The 18109-nt window shown below is 41.4% G+C and carries 16 protein-coding genes and 1 riboswitch; of the genes, 3 read left to right on the top strand and 13 right to left on the bottom strand.

The window, feature by feature from the left end; translation table 11 throughout:
- Positions 1-271: 271 nt before the first annotated feature.
- Entirely contained in the window at positions 272-1168 is an 897-nt protein-coding gene (gene lipA, locus HF078_RS20160; protein WP_168865345.1) for a lipoyl synthase, read from the bottom strand.
- 259 nt (positions 1169-1427) lie between these two features.
- Between lipA and HF078_RS20155 the strand changes: the two genes are divergently transcribed.
- Positions 1428-2411, top strand: a complete 984-nt coding sequence (locus tag HF078_RS20155) for a M23 family metallopeptidase (RefSeq protein ID WP_481748037.1) — start codon at positions 1428-1430, stop codon at positions 2409-2411.
- A gap of 450 nt (positions 2412-2861) precedes the next feature.
- On the opposite strand, the gene HF078_RS20150 is transcribed toward HF078_RS20155, so the two are convergent.
- The 7 genes from HF078_RS20150 to HF078_RS20120 form a co-directional block, all read right to left on the bottom strand.
- The gene (locus HF078_RS20150) at positions 2862-2966 is read right to left on the bottom strand and encodes a methionine/alanine import family NSS transporter small subunit (protein ID WP_010196622.1); all 105 of its coding nucleotides are present in this window, start codon (positions 2964-2966) and stop codon (positions 2862-2864) included.
- Positions 2966-4492 (bottom strand): sodium-dependent transporter, encoded by a 1527-nt coding sequence (locus HF078_RS20145; RefSeq protein WP_169292746.1) that lies wholly within the window; start codon positions 4490-4492, stop codon positions 2966-2968. The genes HF078_RS20150 and HF078_RS20145 overlap by 1 nt, the downstream gene beginning before the upstream one ends.
- A 355-nt stretch (positions 4493-4847) precedes the next feature.
- A complete protein-coding gene (locus tag HF078_RS20140) occupies positions 4848-6413 on the bottom strand; it encodes a Na+/H+ antiporter NhaC family protein (RefSeq protein WP_169292745.1) in 1566 nt (521 codons plus the stop codon).
- Between the two features lie 138 nt (positions 6414-6551).
- A riboswitch (Lysine riboswitch) is annotated at positions 6552-6743 on the bottom strand.
- Between the two features lie 97 nt (positions 6744-6840).
- On the bottom strand, positions 6841-7947 hold the full coding sequence (locus tag HF078_RS20135) for an HD-GYP domain-containing protein (RefSeq protein WP_169292744.1): 1107 nt from the start codon (positions 7945-7947) through the stop codon (positions 6841-6843).
- Between the two features lie 183 nt (positions 7948-8130).
- A complete protein-coding gene (locus HF078_RS20130) occupies positions 8131-8433 on the bottom strand; it encodes a YunC family protein (RefSeq protein WP_060665472.1) in 303 nt (100 codons plus the stop codon).
- Positions 8434-8501: 68 nt separating this feature from the next.
- Positions 8502-9869 carry a metallophosphoesterase gene (locus HF078_RS20125; protein WP_169292743.1) on the bottom strand — a complete coding sequence of 456 codons (1368 nt, stop codon included), beginning with the start codon at positions 9867-9869 and terminating at the stop codon, positions 8502-8504.
- A gap of 14 nt (positions 9870-9883) precedes the next feature.
- Complete coding sequence (locus HF078_RS20120) at positions 9884-10732, bottom strand: DUF72 domain-containing protein (RefSeq protein ID WP_169292742.1); 849 nt, start codon at positions 10730-10732, stop codon at positions 9884-9886.
- 82 nt (positions 10733-10814) lie between these two features.
- On the opposite strand from HF078_RS20120, the gene HF078_RS20115 reads away from it, so the two are divergent.
- Complete coding sequence (locus HF078_RS20115; protein ID WP_240951802.1) at positions 10815-11513, top strand: VC0807 family protein; 699 nt, start codon at positions 10815-10817, stop codon at positions 11511-11513.
- A 191-nt stretch (positions 11514-11704) separates the two neighbouring features.
- Positions 11705-12472, top strand: a complete 768-nt coding sequence (locus HF078_RS20110) for a DUF817 domain-containing protein (protein WP_481748036.1) — start codon at positions 11705-11707, stop codon at positions 12470-12472.
- 62 nt (positions 12473-12534) lie between these two features.
- Here HF078_RS20110 and sufB read toward each other — a convergent pair whose 3' ends face one another.
- The 5 genes from sufB to sufC form a co-directional block, all read right to left on the bottom strand.
- Positions 12535-13932 carry a Fe-S cluster assembly protein SufB gene (sufB, locus tag HF078_RS20105; protein ID WP_169292740.1) on the bottom strand — a complete coding sequence of 466 codons (1398 nt, stop codon included), beginning with the start codon at positions 13930-13932 and terminating at the stop codon, positions 12535-12537.
- A 76-nt stretch (positions 13933-14008) separates the two neighbouring features.
- Positions 14009-14443: a Fe-S cluster assembly sulfur transfer protein SufU gene (gene sufU / locus HF078_RS20100; RefSeq protein WP_010196645.1), complete on the bottom strand. Its 435-nt coding sequence runs from the start codon at positions 14441-14443 to the stop codon at positions 14009-14011.
- Positions 14433-15653 (bottom strand): cysteine desulfurase, encoded by a 1221-nt coding sequence (locus HF078_RS20095; protein ID WP_169292739.1) that lies wholly within the window; start codon positions 15651-15653, stop codon positions 14433-14435. Before HF078_RS20095 ends, sufU begins: the two co-directional genes overlap by 11 nt.
- Positions 15653-16945: a Fe-S cluster assembly protein SufD gene (sufD, locus tag HF078_RS20090; protein WP_169292738.1), complete on the bottom strand. Its 1293-nt coding sequence runs from the start codon at positions 16943-16945 to the stop codon at positions 15653-15655. Before sufD ends, HF078_RS20095 begins: the two co-directional genes overlap by 1 nt.
- A 15-nt stretch (positions 16946-16960) precedes the next feature.
- Positions 16961-17743, bottom strand: coding sequence for a Fe-S cluster assembly ATPase SufC (gene sufC / locus HF078_RS20085; protein ID WP_060665465.1), 783 nt, complete (start codon positions 17741-17743; stop codon positions 16961-16963).
- Positions 17744-18109: the final 366 nt, after the last annotated feature.

Here is an 18109-nt window from a genome sequence, read left to right as displayed (position 1 = left end):
CACGTAATGTGAAGCTGTACCTTTTTAAATATTGGCTCAGTTAAACACCGCTGTTGATTTCCGCAAAAGGCTTCGCTTTCCGCGGGGCGACCTTGAGCCTCCTCACAACGCTTCAGGGGTCTCAACATTGTCGCTTCTCCCCCCGCAGGACAAGGAAGGCTTCGACAGCGTAAACATCGCACGAAGAAAATGCGTAGCATTTTCGAGGAGTCTACGCCTTTTGCTCCAATCAACAGCTACAGAGCTCTCATTATCTTAAAATGCTGACTAGTTATGCCTGTGCTTGTCTTGCTTTTGATGCTTCGTTTACTTGCTCATCAGCATGATAGGAAGAACGGACAAGTGGACCGGCTTCACAATGACTGAAACCTTTCGTCATTGCGATTTCCTTCAACTCCGCAAACTCATCAGGATGATAATACTTCTGCACCTTAATGTGTTTCTTAGAAGGCTGCAAGTATTGACCAATTGCCATAATGTCCACATTGTTTGCACGAAGATCATCCATTGTTTCAATAATCTCTTCTTTGGTTTCTCCAAGTCCAATCATGATGCTTGATTTTGTTGGAATGTCAGGTTGTAATTCTTTTGCACGACGCAGTAGTTCAAGAGAACGGTCATAAGTAGCTCTCGCACGAACTCGAGGCGTTAAAGAGCGAACTGTTTCAATGTTATGGTTAAGAATGTCCGGTCTCGCTGCCATCAACATTTCAATGTTCTCATAAACCCCACCCATATCAGAAGGTAATACTTCAATCGTAGTAAAAGGGTTTTCACGGCGGACCGCTCTAATCGTTTCTGCAAAAATGGCAGCGCCGCCATCTTTTAGATCATCACGGGCAACCGCTGTAATAACAGCATGCTTTAAGTTCATTAGTTTTACGGACTCTGCTACGCGTTCCGGCTCTTGTGTATCAAGCTCTGTTGGCAAGCCTGTCTTGACCGCACAGAAACGGCAAGCACGTGTACAGACAGCACCAAGAATCATGAAAGTAGCTGTACGTCTAACAGCCCAGCATTCATGGATGTTTGGGCATTTTGCCTCTTCACAGACTGTGTTGAGATTGTGCTCTCTCATCAATTTCTTTAGTCCTGTATAGTTTTCATTCGTATTCAGCTTGATTTTCAGCCAATCTGGTTTACGTATGTACTCCTCTTTTTTAGCCATATGATCAACTCCAACTTGTCTTTTTTTCAAGATGACTTCATCAATGATTTATCTGTATATTTTCACTATTCTATCTTATCGTATAGGGAAAATGACATATTCACACCTGTCACTTTATCAAACATCTGGTAAAGAAACAAGTCCAAAACCTTCCACGAACATACTCCAGACAATCTTCCATGAATTAGTATTTATGAAATGAAGAAAACTTACCAAACTAACAGTAGGAAATGAAAGAAAAGGAAGGAGTGAGGATTTGATACGGCTACTTTTGTGTGTGATTATCCTATTTAGTATGATTCCTGCAGATGCTTTTGCTGAAGAATCAAACTTAACAGACGAACAAATATATGCCAAAAGGCAGGACCTATATAACCGAATGCAATCTGTCACCCAAATTCCATGGTACTATTTCGCAGCTGTTGATCAATATGAAAGAAATGTTCGCAGAGTAAGACGAGATATTCCGAAGGCAAAAGGAGTTATCGGTATTTATTACAAACCTGAGGTATGGGCGGGTCCGTTAAATCCTGATTCACAGGATAGCAACCCTATGAGCATCCAATTCTTTGGCGGAATGGGGATGGATGGAAACGGGGATGGAGTTGCTGATTCCACAAATGACGAAGATGTATTGTTTACATTTGCTAATTATCTCCAGTCTTATGGTACAGATAAGGAAAATATTAAAATTGCCTTGTGGGAGTATTATCAGCGCGATAAAACGGTCGGGCTTATTATGAACCATATGAAACTTTATAGTACTTATAAAACCCTCAAGCTTGATACACATGCTTTTCCTCTGCCAATCCGGTCTAATTTCAGCTACCGAAATACGTGGGGAGATGCACGCGGCTGGGGTGGCAGAAGAATGCATGAGGGTACAGATATTTTTGCAAGTTATGGTGTCCCAGTTCGTTCCACTTGTTATGGTGTCATTGAGATTAAAGGATGGAACAAGTTCGGCGGCTGGCGCCTTGGAATTCGTGATATAAATAATACCTACCATTATTTTGCCCATTTAAACGGCTTTGCTAAAGACCTAGAAGTAGGACAGGTAGTAGAACCAGGACAAATTATCGGATCAGTTGGCAGCTCTGGTTATGGACCGCCTGGAACGGCAGGGAAATTCCCTCCACATCTTCATTATGGCATGTACAAAGACAACGGCTATTCTGAATGGTCTTTTGACCCGTTCCCACACCTAAAATCTTGGGAACGTGGGGATAGAAGAAAGCGTTAAGGATTTGATATAAAAACTTTATTAGTTTGGTTAAACGCCGCTGTTCCTTTCCGCAAATGGCTTCGCTTTCCGCGGGGCGACCTTGAGCCTCTTCACAACGCTTCAGGGGTCTCAACAATGTCGCTACTTTCCCCGCAGGAGTCTTCGCCATTTGCTCCAATACACAGCTAGAAATTCCTTTAAAGAAACGATAATTCAAATTCAGTTAACTCGTTTAGTTACTCTTCTTTAACCTTTTGGTAAGTGAAATTACCTTGTTGATTGGAGTGGAAGGCGCGTAGACGCCCGCGGGAGGAAGGGACAGGTGAGACCCCGGAAGGCGTAGCCTGAGGAGGCTCACGGACCCCCCCGCAGGCAAGCGAAGCGCCTAGAACGGAAATCAACCGGACACATGAAACCATAAAAAAGCTGCTGACCGAGAATTCACACTCGATCAACAGCTTTTTAACTTTACGCTTCCTTACTCTTCTTCATAGCCCAAAGGATACTTCCAGCAAGGCCACCCCAAATGATGACAATTCCGACAACCATCATGATAATCGCACTTGTTTCCATTATTTATTGACCTCCTTTGACGAGGAAGCTGGAAGCTCCAACGTGTCTTTTTTCCATTTAATAAGGGAGAAGGCAATACCTACGAGCAATGCAAGTACTGCGACAACTAGACCATATTGAATCGTGAAGATACGTGGATAATCTCCGTATACTTCCGCAATATTTGTACGAATAAGATCAATCATCATATAACCAAGTACAATTGGTGTAATAACTGCTAAGGACCAAGTCCACCATTGTCCAAGGAATCCCGTTAATTTAATATCAGAGATTTCATTCGCATGGTTACGCAATGTCTTAAGCTGTCTTGCAAAATAGACAACGATAATTACTTGAACAAGACCTGCAAGCGCCACACCGAATTGATTGATGAAGTAATCTGCAACATCAAGGAAATTCAAGCCGCCTTTTGTCGCAAAAAGAATGGAGATAATTGCAGACAATCCACCACCAAATGCAACTGCTTTCGTACGGGATACTTTAAATTTGTCTTGCACACCTGCAACAAAAGTTTCAACAATAGAAATCAGTGAAGATAGTCCAGCCAGAACTAGAGATCCAAAGAACAAGAATCCGAACAATTCTTTAAATGCCGGGAACTCATTTATAATCTGTGGGAACACGACGAATGCCAATCCAACACCGCCTGCTACCACATCCTCTACTCCTACTCCTTGCTGTACTGCCATGAATCCCAAAATACTGAATACACCGATACCTGCTAATAATTCGAATCCGGAGTTACTGAAAGCTGTAATAAATGCGTTATTTGTAATATCCGCTTTTTTCGGAAGATAACTGGAATATGTGATCATGATGGCAAATGCAATGGATAAACTGAAGAAAATCTGTCCATATGCAGCTACCCAAACCTTACCGTCTGCAATTGTGCTCCAGTCCGGTTTGAAGAATGCGTTTAATCCTGTTGTTGCTCCTTCTAAAGTCAAAGCGCGAACAACAATAATCAAGAATAATATGACAAGTGCAGGGATGAAAATTTTATTAGCTACCTCTACACCTTTCTTAACGCCTTTGAAGAGAATTCCCAGGGTTACAACCCAAACGATCACTAATGGCAGTAATACAGAAGGAACAAGTCCCCCGATTTCCCCTGGCGCAGCAACCTGAAGGTATTCTCCAATCAGGAATCCGCCTGTATCGTCTCCCCACTTTAGATTAAGCGAGAACACGGAGTAGGACATAGCCCAAGCAATGATGACGGCATAATAAGTAGAAATTACAAATGCAATACCAACTTGCCACCAGCCAAGCCATTCAGACTTTTTGTTCATTCTTGCATAAGAAAGTGGTGCAGAACCTCGGTACTTATGACCCATAGTGAATTCAAGGATCAATAATGGAATCCCTGCTGTCAGAAGAGCGAATAAATATGGTACAAAGAATGCTCCTCCTCCATTTTCATACGCAGTTGCTGGAAAACGCCAAATGTTTCCTAACCCGATGGCCGATCCAACCGCTGCTAAAATAAATCCTGCTCTTGTCCCCCATTGCGGTCGATTATCCATTCTCTTTCTCCCCCTACTTAGACTCTATTTTTACCAAAAAATAGATAAAAGAGTCTAAATGTTTTATTTTTTCTGATTATTTAATATAATTTATACATAGTATAACTAGACTTTATGACTATGTCAAAACAAACTTTTACGCTATATTAATCGACATCATGTGACAATTCTCAACAATGTATTTTTATTCTATTTACAGACTATAAAAATCTGTATATATTGATACACTTGGATTTCAATGTGAATATTTATTCATTTATCTTTTCAAAAGAAAAAACACCTCTCTTTTTATCACTTAGTAAAAAGTAGATAAAAAGGAGGTGTTTTTTACTTTATTTGAAAAGTATTTATTTTGTTATTCTGCTGTGTTCACTGTTTTAAAACTAAAGCCAATGATTACAAAAGCCACTAAAACTACTAGCAAACCAAGTAATGTGCTTCCTGTCAATCCTAGCACGATATATCCTGCAATCGCGACACCTGCACTAATTAACGCATACGGCAGCTGTGTTAGGACATGGTCAATATGGTTACATCCTGCACCAGTGGAAGAAAGGATTGTTGTATCGGAGATTGGTGAACAATGATCTCCGAATACTGCTCCAGCCAATACTGCTGCAAGAACAGGTAATAGAATGGTTACATCTGTCGCAGCTGCTATCTGTCCTGCAATAGGAAGTAATAGCGTGAACGTCCCCCATGAAGTACCTGTTGCAAGAGCTGTAAAACCAGCAATGACGAAAATGATTGCCGGCAAGAAGGCAATATTGATATTTGAGTTTTCTACTTGTTCCGCAATATATGTTCCAGTTCCCAGACCATCGATCAATCCTGCAATGGTCCATGCAAATAATAGAATATAGATGGCAGGAAGCATGGATTTTGTTCCTTCTACTAAACCGCGACCCACTACATTGTTTGATACTCCACCTTTAGAAATTTGACCGAAAAGTAAGATGAAAGAAACTACTAAAGCGAATAATCCACCATAAAATAATGCTGCAGACGGGTCTGTATTTTCAAAGATACCTAAAACCGTGATATCTCCTTCAATTGCTGAAGCACCTGTCCAAATCATCGCTCCAATAACACCAACAAAAAGTGCTACAATCGGCCACACAAGATTACCAATCGTTCCTTTTGTGCTAGTAGGAAGCTCGTCTGATAATTCTCCAGGTACTTCTTTTTCTGGATCGTATAATTCACCAGTCTCCATTGCACGTTGCTCATGCTTTCTCATTGGACCAATATTGAAGTTAAAATAACTTACCAAGAATACCATGATTAATGCTGAAAAAACGTATAAGTTCATTGGTATGATTTGCATAAAAGCACTGATTGCTGTTAAGTCACTAATATTCTGTCTAACGATTACATCCGTTCCGATAATACCGATAATAACAGCACCCCAACTTGAAACAGGTGAAATGACACAAATCGGTGCAGATGTGGAATCAATCAAGTACGCTAATTTGGCACGTGACACTTTGTAGCGATCCGTTACCGGTCTACTGATTTGACCTACTGCCAATGCGTTAAAATAATCATCAATAAAAATTACGATTCCTAAAATAGCAGTTAGGAATTTCGATCCTCTTCTTGTCTTGATTTTTGTCTGTGCCCAGTCGGCAAATGCCCTGCTGCCACCAGTAATTGAAATAAATGCAGTTATAATTCCTAAAATGATTAAGAACACAAGAATATAAATATTCCACAGGTTCAATTCTTTATCGTCTACTGAATAAAACAGACCTAAAACCATATCCCAGATCAATACAACCATCGTCACCGGATTGAAATCCGCCAACATTAAGGCTGCCGCCAGAATACCTACTCCTAGTGAAAGCAATACTCTTCTGGTCAAAATAACCATCAAGATCGCAAGCACCGGAGGAATTAAAGAATAAATTGTTCCTTCCACAAAAAAAACCCCCAATAAGCTGTAATATGTTTGACAGGATTCAAACGGGTTACAACAATGGAAGGCGCTGAAAGAAAACAAAATAAAAAGTAATGATAGAAAATAACTATCATTACCATGTAATGTGTTATCCTCCATCCGATCAGTAGCCCTCCATTATAAAAACCGTCCGTACCGGTCATAATGGCAGTGTTATCCTTATTCAAGATAACCCCAGCAACATGAGTTTGACCGCTCATATTGCTTCGGCACAGCATCCTTTCTTTCTACCATCTTAGGTGTCAACCTCCAGTAGTTTTACTCTTATGCTATGCAGCCTCTACCTCATCGTATGATAAGGGAAGTATATTATTTTATGAGTTCACTATACCATATATCCTCATATAGGACAAAGGAAATATATTTCTTTTTTCTCTAGTCTTTCCTATTAGCTAACGGCTGCTATTTTTTCGAGGGAATCGCAGTCCACAATCGCTAAGTTAAGATGATCTTTTAGATTTATATCATAAGGGGTCTCCAGATCTTCTCCCTCTTCTTCTACCACCCTTATGACAGGTCGCTCAGTAAGATCCTTATTTTGGCCAACGACAAGTCCTTTTCTCCCATCATTCAAGGTAACCATTAAGCCATATGGATAGATGGCCACCGATTTTCGGAAGGCTTCAATAATCTCAGGTTCATACAATGTGCCCGATCCTGCATATAAAATTTCAAGTCCTTCATGTGGAAGCATCGCGCTCCGGTAAATGCGGTGGGAGGTCACTGCATCAAAAACATCCGCTACAGCAAGAATTTTACCAAACAGATGGATATCGTCCGATTTAATGCCGCGAGGATAGCCACTGCCGTTTAGGCGCTCATGATGCTGGAAAGCACAGTGGGCAACCATTAAAGGTATGGTCTGCATGTTGCGAAGGATATCGTATCCATAGGTCGCATGCCGCTTCATTTCAGCAAATTCATCACTTGTAAGCTTACCTGGCTTAAAGAGAATTTCATTGGGTATCAACATTTTTCCTATATCATGAAGAATACCACCAAGCCCAAGTGTTTCTAAATCTTTTTGGGACAGCCCTAACTTTAATCCAATGGATAGGGAGTAAAGTGTTACATTTAACGAATGGGTAAACACGTAATTGTCGTGTACATATACATCCGTCAAAAGCGCAGATACTTCTTCATTTGATTTCATGTCTGAAAGAAGATTTTGAATAAGTGATTTAATGCTTTTTGAAGACTTGTCCATGACAAACCACTTACTTAACTCTTTTTCATGTTCCACAGATTTAAAGGTATCTGTAATCGTCTTTATTGCTTCCTTACGCGTTTTGTCCGAAATAATAGTCGGTACTTCCATCCCGCTCGTCCGGGCATCTTCTATATATACATACGTAATATTCAATTGCTGCAAACGTGTGATCATCCGTGAAGTGACAGAGATCCCTTCACTCAACAGTACTCTTCCAGAATCATTGTAGATCGACCTGGCCAACACCATTCCCGGTTTCATTGATTTTGTAGGTAATAGTCTCATAACTTCTCCTATCTTCACATTTCGACAAAATCTATATATTTCCTATTATAGTAAAAATTCCGGGATAAAGCTTGATAAAATAAAAAAAAGTTTTGAAAAGTTTATTACAACAATAAAATACCACCGTATAAGACGATGGTATATATATTGGAGGCAGAAGGCTGAAACTAGCATCTCCACCCTTTATAACATTTTTAACAAAGCATCTTTCCCAGACATCCCCACAGTAATACCAACATTCTCCGCCTCATACGTAATGGATTCCAAAGGGGCCTCTATTAATTGCTCGATAGTACGCACTCCAACTGCCCGCCCTGCAATGATTTTACGGTCCTTTAGCTTGGCATTCAATAAGCCGACATCAAGCGCACCGCACATGATATAACCTTTATCACTAGTCACCGCCAAAAAATTGGTCTTTGGCAATCGCACCGTAATTGCTGTAAACGTATGGCCTTCGATTGTAATTGGTGTCATTTCAATCATAGATAATTGTCACGCTCCCTTCCCATATCAATTTATGGTGTGTATATGGAAAGGGTGTGAAAAATAGGTCAATTATTAGAAAATGAATGTGCTAACACATCACGAAGCAGCTCTGGAAGGAAAAATTTCTTTTCTTTTGCACGGATGATGCTTGGATACATCCTCCCAAAAGTGAACATATCAACGGTACCGATTGTTACACGGTCTGTTGCATTCAGCCGCTTAGCCCCCACATATATATCAGTCACTTGAACGGTTCCGTCTTTTATGGCCTCTGTGTCAAATCTAACGCCACTAAACGCCATACGCCCCATCACCTCACCACGGAACCCTAGACCTTTCACCCTCAAGTTTTCCATATCAGGATGAAGAGCCTGCTGGACAACTTCCCTTAACTCCTCGCCTGTCAAGGTCACCCTGCAAGGATTAATAGGATGAGGACATATTCGGTGAAGCATACCAAGGGTTACTTCTCCTTTATCTAGTCCATCAAGCAATACACCAGCATTGACCATTCCGATATCTGCCTGACACCATTCTCTTAACTTGTCTGCAAGGAAATCTGGAAATATAGAAGGCGCGAACCATTCCACCTGAAGTGATTCTTCAATACTTCCTACTTGCTTATTCAAATGCTCCTCCGCTACTTGTTCCATGTCTTTTATCCATTCTGTTAATTGCTGATCCGGCTCATAGTGTTCCAACTTAAATAGCTTTGCAGTGGATTGAATAAGTGATTTTGACTCTTTATCGTAGACAAGATTGACCTGACCTATGTATTGCCCATATTTACCTGCTCCACATATTAACGTATTTCCAATTCGTCTGCCTTCAGGCAAAACATGATGAGTATGTCCACCAAGGATGACATCAATTTCCGGGAACCTCCTTGCCATCTCCTCATCATCAGAAATACCAAGATGGGAAAGCACCACAATAATATCTGCCTCTTCTTTTAATACAGGAAGGTATTTTTCCAAAATAATATAAGGATCATCTATTTTCCAGCCAAGCAGCGAATAAAAATGCTGATAGAATACAGTCACTCCGATAAAGGCAACCTTAACATTCCCCATGTATTTCACATCATAAGGTTTTACCCAATCCGGATAATCTCCATTTTCTTCGAATAGATTGGCAGCCAAAACGGGAAATTCCGCATCCTCATATAGCTTTGATAACCCTTGATAGTCCAATGTTATTCCTTCATTATTACCAAACGTGGCATAATCATAGTGAAGCCTGTTTAATAGTTTTGTGTTAGCCTTTCCACTTGTAGCCTCGGTAATTGGGTGAAAACGGTCCATATTATCACCAATGTCGACAAGAGCCGATGGCTGTGTAGACGCCTGTTCTTTTAAAAAAGTCGCAAGCTTTGGATACGCATCAAAATGACTATGGATATCGTTTGTATGTAAAATTCTAATTTGCTGCACACCGTTTCTCTCCTCTAAAATAAATCTAGTTGCCTTGGGGCCAGTCCTGTATACTCGACACCCAAAAGGTCAATCATCTGTTTTGCATTTCCAGCGGCATGGCCCCCAGAGTTATTGTTGAATAACAAATAAATGTTCCGAGATGAAGGAGCTAACCTCTCGAGATTTTCCTTCCATTCCATTAATTCATTAAAATTATAATCATACAAATAACGGACCTCTCTCCAGTCCTTCCCTGATGCAGGTTTTGTCCAACCATGAACATTCCTCCCATGGAGACGAATAAGGGTACTGTCAGGATCGGTGGGATGCAGGACGGTAGGAATAGACCCTTTTCCCGCTTGCGGTTCATCACAGATACTATGAATCCATCCCTCCTCTTCCATAAACTTCAGCGTTCTGTCATGATAGGCAGGCTGAAACCATGTCTGATTGCGGAACTCAAGCGCTACCTTTGTGTCTCCCATCTGCTCTTTACACCATCTCAAATAATCGACATTCTCCTTCTTGCATTCAAACCATGGTGGAAATTGAAAAAGAACCATAGCCATCTTTCCGGCTTTTTCATAGGGTTCTATAGATTGCTTAAAAGCCTTAAACATTAGTTCTTTCGTGTCAAAAGGAATCTCACCACGCTGATGACCTGTCATTCCTTGGTAAGCTTTTACAATGAACTTAAAAGTATCAGGTGTATCGGCCACCCACTTTTCCACGTTCTGCTTTGGCTGCACGGCGTAAAAAGAAGCATCCACTTCAACAACAGGAAAATGAGCTCCATATTCTTGCAGTTTGTCTCTCGGCGCGGTGCCTGCAACATATAATGAATCATGATCTCCCCAGCCTGTCACACCAACATAAATCATCCGTTTCACCTCATTTTTTTCATTTTATCATATTCTGAGGGAAATTCTCCTGTTTATAGTGCAGAATATGGGAGTAATTGGTATGATAATTGTATCCTTTATCTTTTACGGAGGTTCTATGAAAAATAAAATCGTTATTTTCGACTTACTTTTCTACTTAGCTTTACCTTATTTGATTTGGAAATTTGGACAAGAACCATTAGGAGACTATTATGCGATATTACTTTCCACTGCGCCGGGGTTTGTGTACACCATTGTCCGTTTTGCAGTGGAGAGACAGTTCAATGTGACAGGGATGTTTATAATGGTTTCATTGTTTGTAAGCACACTTGTTGATATCCTTTCAGGGGATGCCTTTACCATGCTCCAGAATTCGGTTTATGTGTCTGCTGGTTTTGGATTATTCATCTTTGCAACCATGCTTGTAAAAAAACCATTAGCTCTTTATCTTGGTGTAGATATCGCTTATCTTCAAGGCCATAAGCGTGAAGACAGCTTACGGCTTTATCGTCAAAAATCAATCCTGCCCGCTTTTTATATCCTTACCGGAATATTTGCCTTGCGGGGGTTGGTTGCCGCGGGATTGAAATACTATCTGATTGGTGTATACGGTGTTCAAGGGTATGACAGGATTTTGTTCTTCATGAAGGTGAACGGCTGGGTGTTTGGGATATTGATTGCAGGTGGATTTATTTATTCCAGTTTGAAGGTTAATGAGTATTTGGAAAAGCAGAAAGAAGATAAGATTTCAGATCCTGATGATACGGAATTCGTTCAGTGAGTTAGAGTTAGATGGAAGCATTCCTTTTTTTAGAAGGAATGCTTTTTTTCAATATTTTTTTATTGTTTTTCAATAAATTTTATGCTAGATTCAATTAAAAGATTAAATGTGAGGTGTTGCTGATGATACGCGAAACACTGGAACTTGACTCAGAAGTAAAGAAGAAGGAATCGTTTATAGTTAGCGGGGTTATGCAGCTCGTCCGTTTCGGCTGGCAACAGGCACTCTCTTGTGTGTTTCCTGTCGTCATATTTGCTTCCTTGGCATTAACTCAAGTGATACCTCTTCCCATTCTGCCACGATATGATTGGCTTCTTATCATCTGTCTTATCATGCAATGGTGGATGTTACGGTCTGGACTTGAAACCCGCGATGAAGTAAAAGTCATCACTTTGTTTCACCTTATTGGGCTCGCACTTGAAATCTTCAAGGTGCACATGGGATCTTGGTCCTATCCAGAGGAAGGCTATTCCAAAGTTTTTGGAGTGCCATTATATAGCGGCTTTATGTACGCAAGTGTGGCAAGTTATCTTTGTCAGGCATGGAGAAGATTGAATGTTGAGCTTGTTGACTGGCCTCCTTTTTGGGCTGTGGTATCAATCGCAGGAGCCATCTATCTTAATTTCTTCACCCATCATTATTGGATCGACATCCGTTGGTGGCTATCAGCATTAGTCATTATTCTGTTTTGGAAGTCTTGGGTACGCTATGAAGTTGGTGAGAAGAGTTACCGTATGCCTATAGCACTATCCTTTGTACTTATTGGTTTTTTCATATGGGTCGCGGAAAATATTGCAACCTTCTTCGGTGCTTGGGAATACCCAAATCAAACAGATACGTGGAGCCTTGTACATCTAGGCAAGGTGAGTTCCTGGCTATTGCTGGTGATTGTCAGCTTTCTCATTGTGGCGACGTTGAAGCGGGTGAAGGGGAAAGTTTCAAGTAGCTTAAATAATTAAATAGCATCACAAAATAAAAACCTTGGCATGCTAACATGCCAAGGTTTTTTTATGACTAAATGTTACCCAATAGAACCTTCCATCTCAAACTTGATCAGACGGTTCATTTCTACTGCGTATTCCATTGGTAATTCTTTTGTGAATGGCTCGATGAAGCCCATTACGATCATTTCTGTTGCTTCTTCTTCAGAAAGGCCACGGCTCATCAGGTAGAACAGTTGCTCTTCAGATACTTTGGATACCTTTGCTTCGTGCTCAAGAGAAACGTTGTCGTTGAACACTTCATTGTAAGGAATTGTATCAGAAGTAGACTGGTTATCCATGATTAGCGTGTCACACTCGATGTTAGAGCGTGCACCGGAAGCTTTTTTACCAAAGTGTACGATACCACGATATGTTACTTTACCACCTTGCTTGGAGATGGATTTAGAAACGATGGTGGACGACGTGTTTGGTGCAAGGTGGATCATTTTCGCCCCTGCATCTTGGTGCTGACCTTTACCAGCTAATGCGATGGAAAGAGTCATACCACGAGCGCCTTCTCCTTTAAGGATTACCGCTGGGTATTTCATCGTTAACTTGGAACCGATGTTACCATCAATCCATTCCATTGTCGCATTTTCTTCACACACTGCACGCTTCGTAACTAGGTTATAAACGTTGTTCGCCCAGTTTTGAATTGTTGTGTAACGGCAGTAAGCATCCTTCTTGATGATGATTTCTACTACCGCACTGTGAAGCGAGTTTGTTGTGTAAACAGGTGCTGTACAGCCTTCTACATAGTGTACGTGTGCGCCTTCGTCTACGATGATAAGCGTACGTTCGAATTGACCCATATTCTCAGAGTTGATTCGGAAGTATGCTTGAAGTGGAGTTTCCACTTTAACACCTTTAGGAACGTAGATGAAAGATCCACCAGACCATACTGCAGAGTTCAATGCAGAGAACTTATTGTCTGTTGGCGGAATTACTTTCGCCCAGTGCTCACGGAAGATGTCTTCGTTTTCTTTTAACGCTGTGTCAGTGTCTTTAAACACTACACCCAGCTCTTCTAAGTCTTCTTGCATGTTGTGGTATACTACCTCAGATTCGTACTGAGCAGATACACCTGCAAGATATTTTTGTTCTGCTTCAGGAATACCTAATTTATCAAACGTTTGCTTGATTTCTTCAGGTACTTCATCCCAAGAACGCTCAGACTTCTCAGATGGCTTTACGTAATACGTAATTTCATCAAAATTCAAGCTGTTCAAATCGCCGCCCCATTGAGGCATTGGCATGTTATAGAAATGTTCTAATGATTTAAGACGGAAATCCAGCATCCATTGAGGCTCTTCCTTCATACGAGAGATTTCTTCAACGATCTCTTTCGTAAGACCACGGCCAGAACGGAAAATGGAAACGTCTTTGTCCTTAAAACCATACTTGTAATCGCCGATTTCAGGCATTTTTTTCGCCATTTTTATTCCCTCCATTCAAGAGGTGAGCAACAGTGCAACACATAATGCCACACTACTACTCCCTATCTTGCCTTGCTTATTCCGATTTGACTCCCTTTTCCATGGCTTTCCATGCAAGAGTGGCACATTTAATACGCGCCGGGAACTTCGCCACTCCTTGAAGTGCTTCAAGATCCCCTAAGTCCATCGCTTCGTCATCGTACTCTTTGCCTAACATAATATCGTAAAAGATCTGGGATAGCTCCAGCGCCTTTTCCACTTCTAATCCTTTTACCGCTTGGGTCATCATGGATGCAGATGCCATGGAAATGGAACATCCTTCGCCATCAAACTTAGCGTCCGCCACTTTTCCATCTTCCACTTGAAGAGTCAAATGGATGCGGTCACCGCAAGTAGGGTTATTCATGTCGACAGTTATGCTGTCAGACTCGATTGTCCCTTTGTTGCGCGGATTTTTATAATGATCCATAATCACTTGACGATATAGAGTATCTAAATTATTAAAAGACATTACTAAAGTACTCCTTTGTTTTCACTAATGATGCTACTAGCTTATCAATTTCTTCCTCTGTGTTATACAGGTAAAAACTAGCACGTGCAGTGGAAGAGACGTTTAGATACTTCATTAATGGCTGTGCACAGTGATGTCCTGCACGAACAGCAATTCCTTCCGCATCAAGCACTGTAGCTACATCATGTGGATGTACGTCGTCTATATTGAATGTAACAAGTCCCGCTCTTTTCTGTGGACCGTAAATCGTGATTCCTTCGATTTCGGACATGCGGTTCATCGCATAATCTGCAAGCTTATGTTCATGGGCAAGGATATTGTCCATTCCCACCTGCTCCAGGAAGTCAATTGCTGCGCCAAGTCCGATCGCACCCGCAATGATCGGGGTACCTCCTTCAAACTTCCAAGGCAGCTCCTTCCAAGTGGATTCCTGCAGTCCGACAAAGTCAATCATTTCCCCACCGAACTCAATTGGTTCCATGTTCTCAAGCAGATGTTTTTTACCGTATAGGGCACCAATTCCTGTTGGAGCACCCATTTTATGACCAGACAGTGCGAAGAAGTCGCAGTCTAAATCTTGTACGTCCACTTTCATGTGTGGAGTACTCTGGGCACCGTCGACCACCATGATTGCACCATTGCGGTGAGCAATCTCAGCGATCTCCTTGATTGGGTTGATGGTACCTAATACGTTAGAAACTTGCATGATGGAAACAATTTTCGTATTTTCCGTGATGGTAGCTTCCACATCTGATAAGGACAGGCTTCCGTCCTCTGTCAGCGGGATATATTTTAAAGTAGCTCCAGTGGCTTTTGCCGCCTGTTGCCATGGAATGATATTACTATGATGCTCCATGTAGGTGATAACTATTTCGTCGCCTTCCGTTAGGTTGGCCCGTGCATAGCTGCCAGCTACAAGATTCAGAGCGGTCGTTGTACCACGAGTGAAGACTATTTCTTCTCTGTGGGCCGCATTGATAAAGTTCTTCACCTTATCACGTGCGCCTTCGTAACCGTCTGTCGCTCTCGTACCCAAAGTATGAACTCCACGATGAACATTAGAGTTATACCCTTTATAGTACTTCTCCAACGCCTCAATGACCGCTAGCGGTTTTTGAGATGTAGCAGCACTATCCAGATACACAAGCGGATTTCCATTGACCTCTTGATGCAAGATGGGAAACTGCTGACGTATCTCCTGGATATTCATTACTTCACTTTCCTTTCAATTACATCAATCAACTGGTTCTTAACCTTTTCGATAGGTAATTGATTTACTACAGGTGCCAAGAATCCGTGGATAACTAAGCGCTCTGCTTCTTTTTTGGAAATTCCGCGGCTCATTAGGTAGTAAAGCTGAAGTGGATCAATTCGACCCGCTGATGCTGCGTGACCTGCCGTTACATCATCTTCATCGATAAGAAGAATCGGGTTAGCGTCTCCACGAGCTTTTTCACTAAGCATTAACACGCGAGATTCCTGCTCAGCATTTGACTTGGACGCACCGTGCTCAATTTTTCCGATACCATTGAATACAGAGCTTGCGCTGTCTTTCATAACCCCGTGCTTAAGGATTTGTCCGTCGGAGTTTTTGCCAAAATGAACAACCTTCGTTGTAAAGTTTTGCTTTTGCTCTCCACGTCCGACTACTACTGTTTTTGTATCTCCAACAGAGCCGTCACCCATTAGGTTTGTTACGTTCTCAGAGATCGTGTCGCCATCATTCATCAGACCTAGTGCCCACTCAAGCGTCGCGTCACGTCCAACTACCCCGCGGCGGTTAACGTAAGTTGTTACGCCTTTTCCAAGGTTGTCTACAGCACCGTATTGCACTTTAGAGTTTCCGTTAGAGATAACTTCTGTCACGATGTTGAAGATGGAACCTTCGCCATCATTATTGGACAGGTAGTTTTCGACATAAGTAACCTCACTATTGTCTTCCGCCACGATTAATACGTGGTTGAACACAGCTTCTGCTTGGTCATGAAGATAGATCGCTTGAATCGGTTCTTCAATAACAACGTTTTTCGGTACATAAAGGAATGCTCCGCCGTTCAATAGTGCAGCGTGTAATGCTGACAGCTTATGCTCATCAACTTTTACACCGTCTTGCATAAAGTACTTTTTCACAAGGTCACTGTGCTCTTTTGCAGCAGTGAAGATATCTGTGAAGATAACGCCTTGTGCTTTTAATTCTTCTTTAAGAGTAGATACCACTGGTGTGTTATCCACTTGAACATATATATTTTCTCCATCTACTAACGCCTTTACCTCTTCAGGCAATTGGTCCACAGAAGTAATGGAAGTTTCTACAGTGTGCTTCTGGAAGTTTGTAAAATTCCAGTTCGTAATCTTCGTCTTATCCGGCTTAGGTAATGGCAGTTCTTCTGCCAAGGATAAAGCTTGTAAGCGAAGATCTAACAGCCACTGAGGCTCCCCTGACTCTTTGGAGTAGTTAGTGAGGTAGTCTTGATCAAACGGTAATTTCGTCTCTAACGTCATGATAATCCTCCTTGCTTACGCTTCTTGACCGACTGTTTCGTCTTCGATACCTAATTCTTGCTTAATCCAATCGTAACCTTCTGCCTCTAAACGTTGCGCTAATTCCTTACCACCGGACTTCACGATACGGCCTTGCATCATTACGTGAACGTGGTCAGGAGTGATGTAGTTCAATAAACGCTGGTAGTGAGTGATGATAAGGCAACCAAAGTCGTCTCCGCGCATTTCGTTGATTCCTTTAGAAACAACTTTCAATGCATCGATATCAAGACCAGAATCAATCTCATCAAGGATCGCGATCTTAGGCTCGATCATCATCAATTGAAGGATTTCGTTACGCTTCTTTTCCCCACCGGAGAAACCTTCATTTAAGTAACGTTGTGCCATTGCTTGATCCATTTCCAAGAAGTCCATGTTCTTATCCATTTTACGGATAAATTTCATTAGGGAAATCTCATCGCCCTCTTCACGGCGAGCGTTGATAGCAGAACGCAAGAAGTCCGCATTTGTTACACCACTGATCTCACTTGGGTATTGCATTGCAAGGAATAAGCCAACTTGCGCACGCTCATCCACTTCCATTTCAAGAACATCTTTGCCATCAAATGTAATGCTTCCGCTTGTTACTTCATATTTTGGGTGACCCATGATTGCAGAAGAAAGCGTTGACTTTCCTGTTCCGTTAGGACCCATAATTGCGTGAATCTCTCCGCCTTTTACTTCAAGATTTACACCCTTTAAAATCTCTTTATCATTAATGGATACATGTAAATCTTTAATCGTTAACGTTGAACCCATAACTGTAACCTCCAATGTTCTTGTGTTCCTATATGAAAACACATTCTTGTTTTAATTCTCATTTTATTCTCATTACAATCTTATAACAAATAGAAAGTGATAGCAACCTTTTCCGCCTTGTGTAAGATACCCTCAAATTATAACGAATATAAGGGGGCAAAGTCGAATTTTCATGAGAAATTTATTTAATTTAACTCCCGGTTTCAGCCATTCGCTTTCCGCGGCACGTGTGCTTGAGCCTCCTCGGTGCGATGGGAGGCAATTAACCTGGATATTAAGAAACAAAAAAGGGTCTGCATTATTCTCTTTTCGTTTGAGAATAACACGTACCCTTTTTCTACTATATTATATGGTCAACCTGACAGT

The organism is Bacillus sp. RO2 (assembly GCF_012911845.1).
GTDB lineage: Bacteria > Bacillota > Bacilli > Bacillales > Bacillaceae_I > Sutcliffiella_A.
Note: the sequence above shows the minus strand (reverse complement) of the source record. Positions and strands in the feature narration are given on the sequence as shown.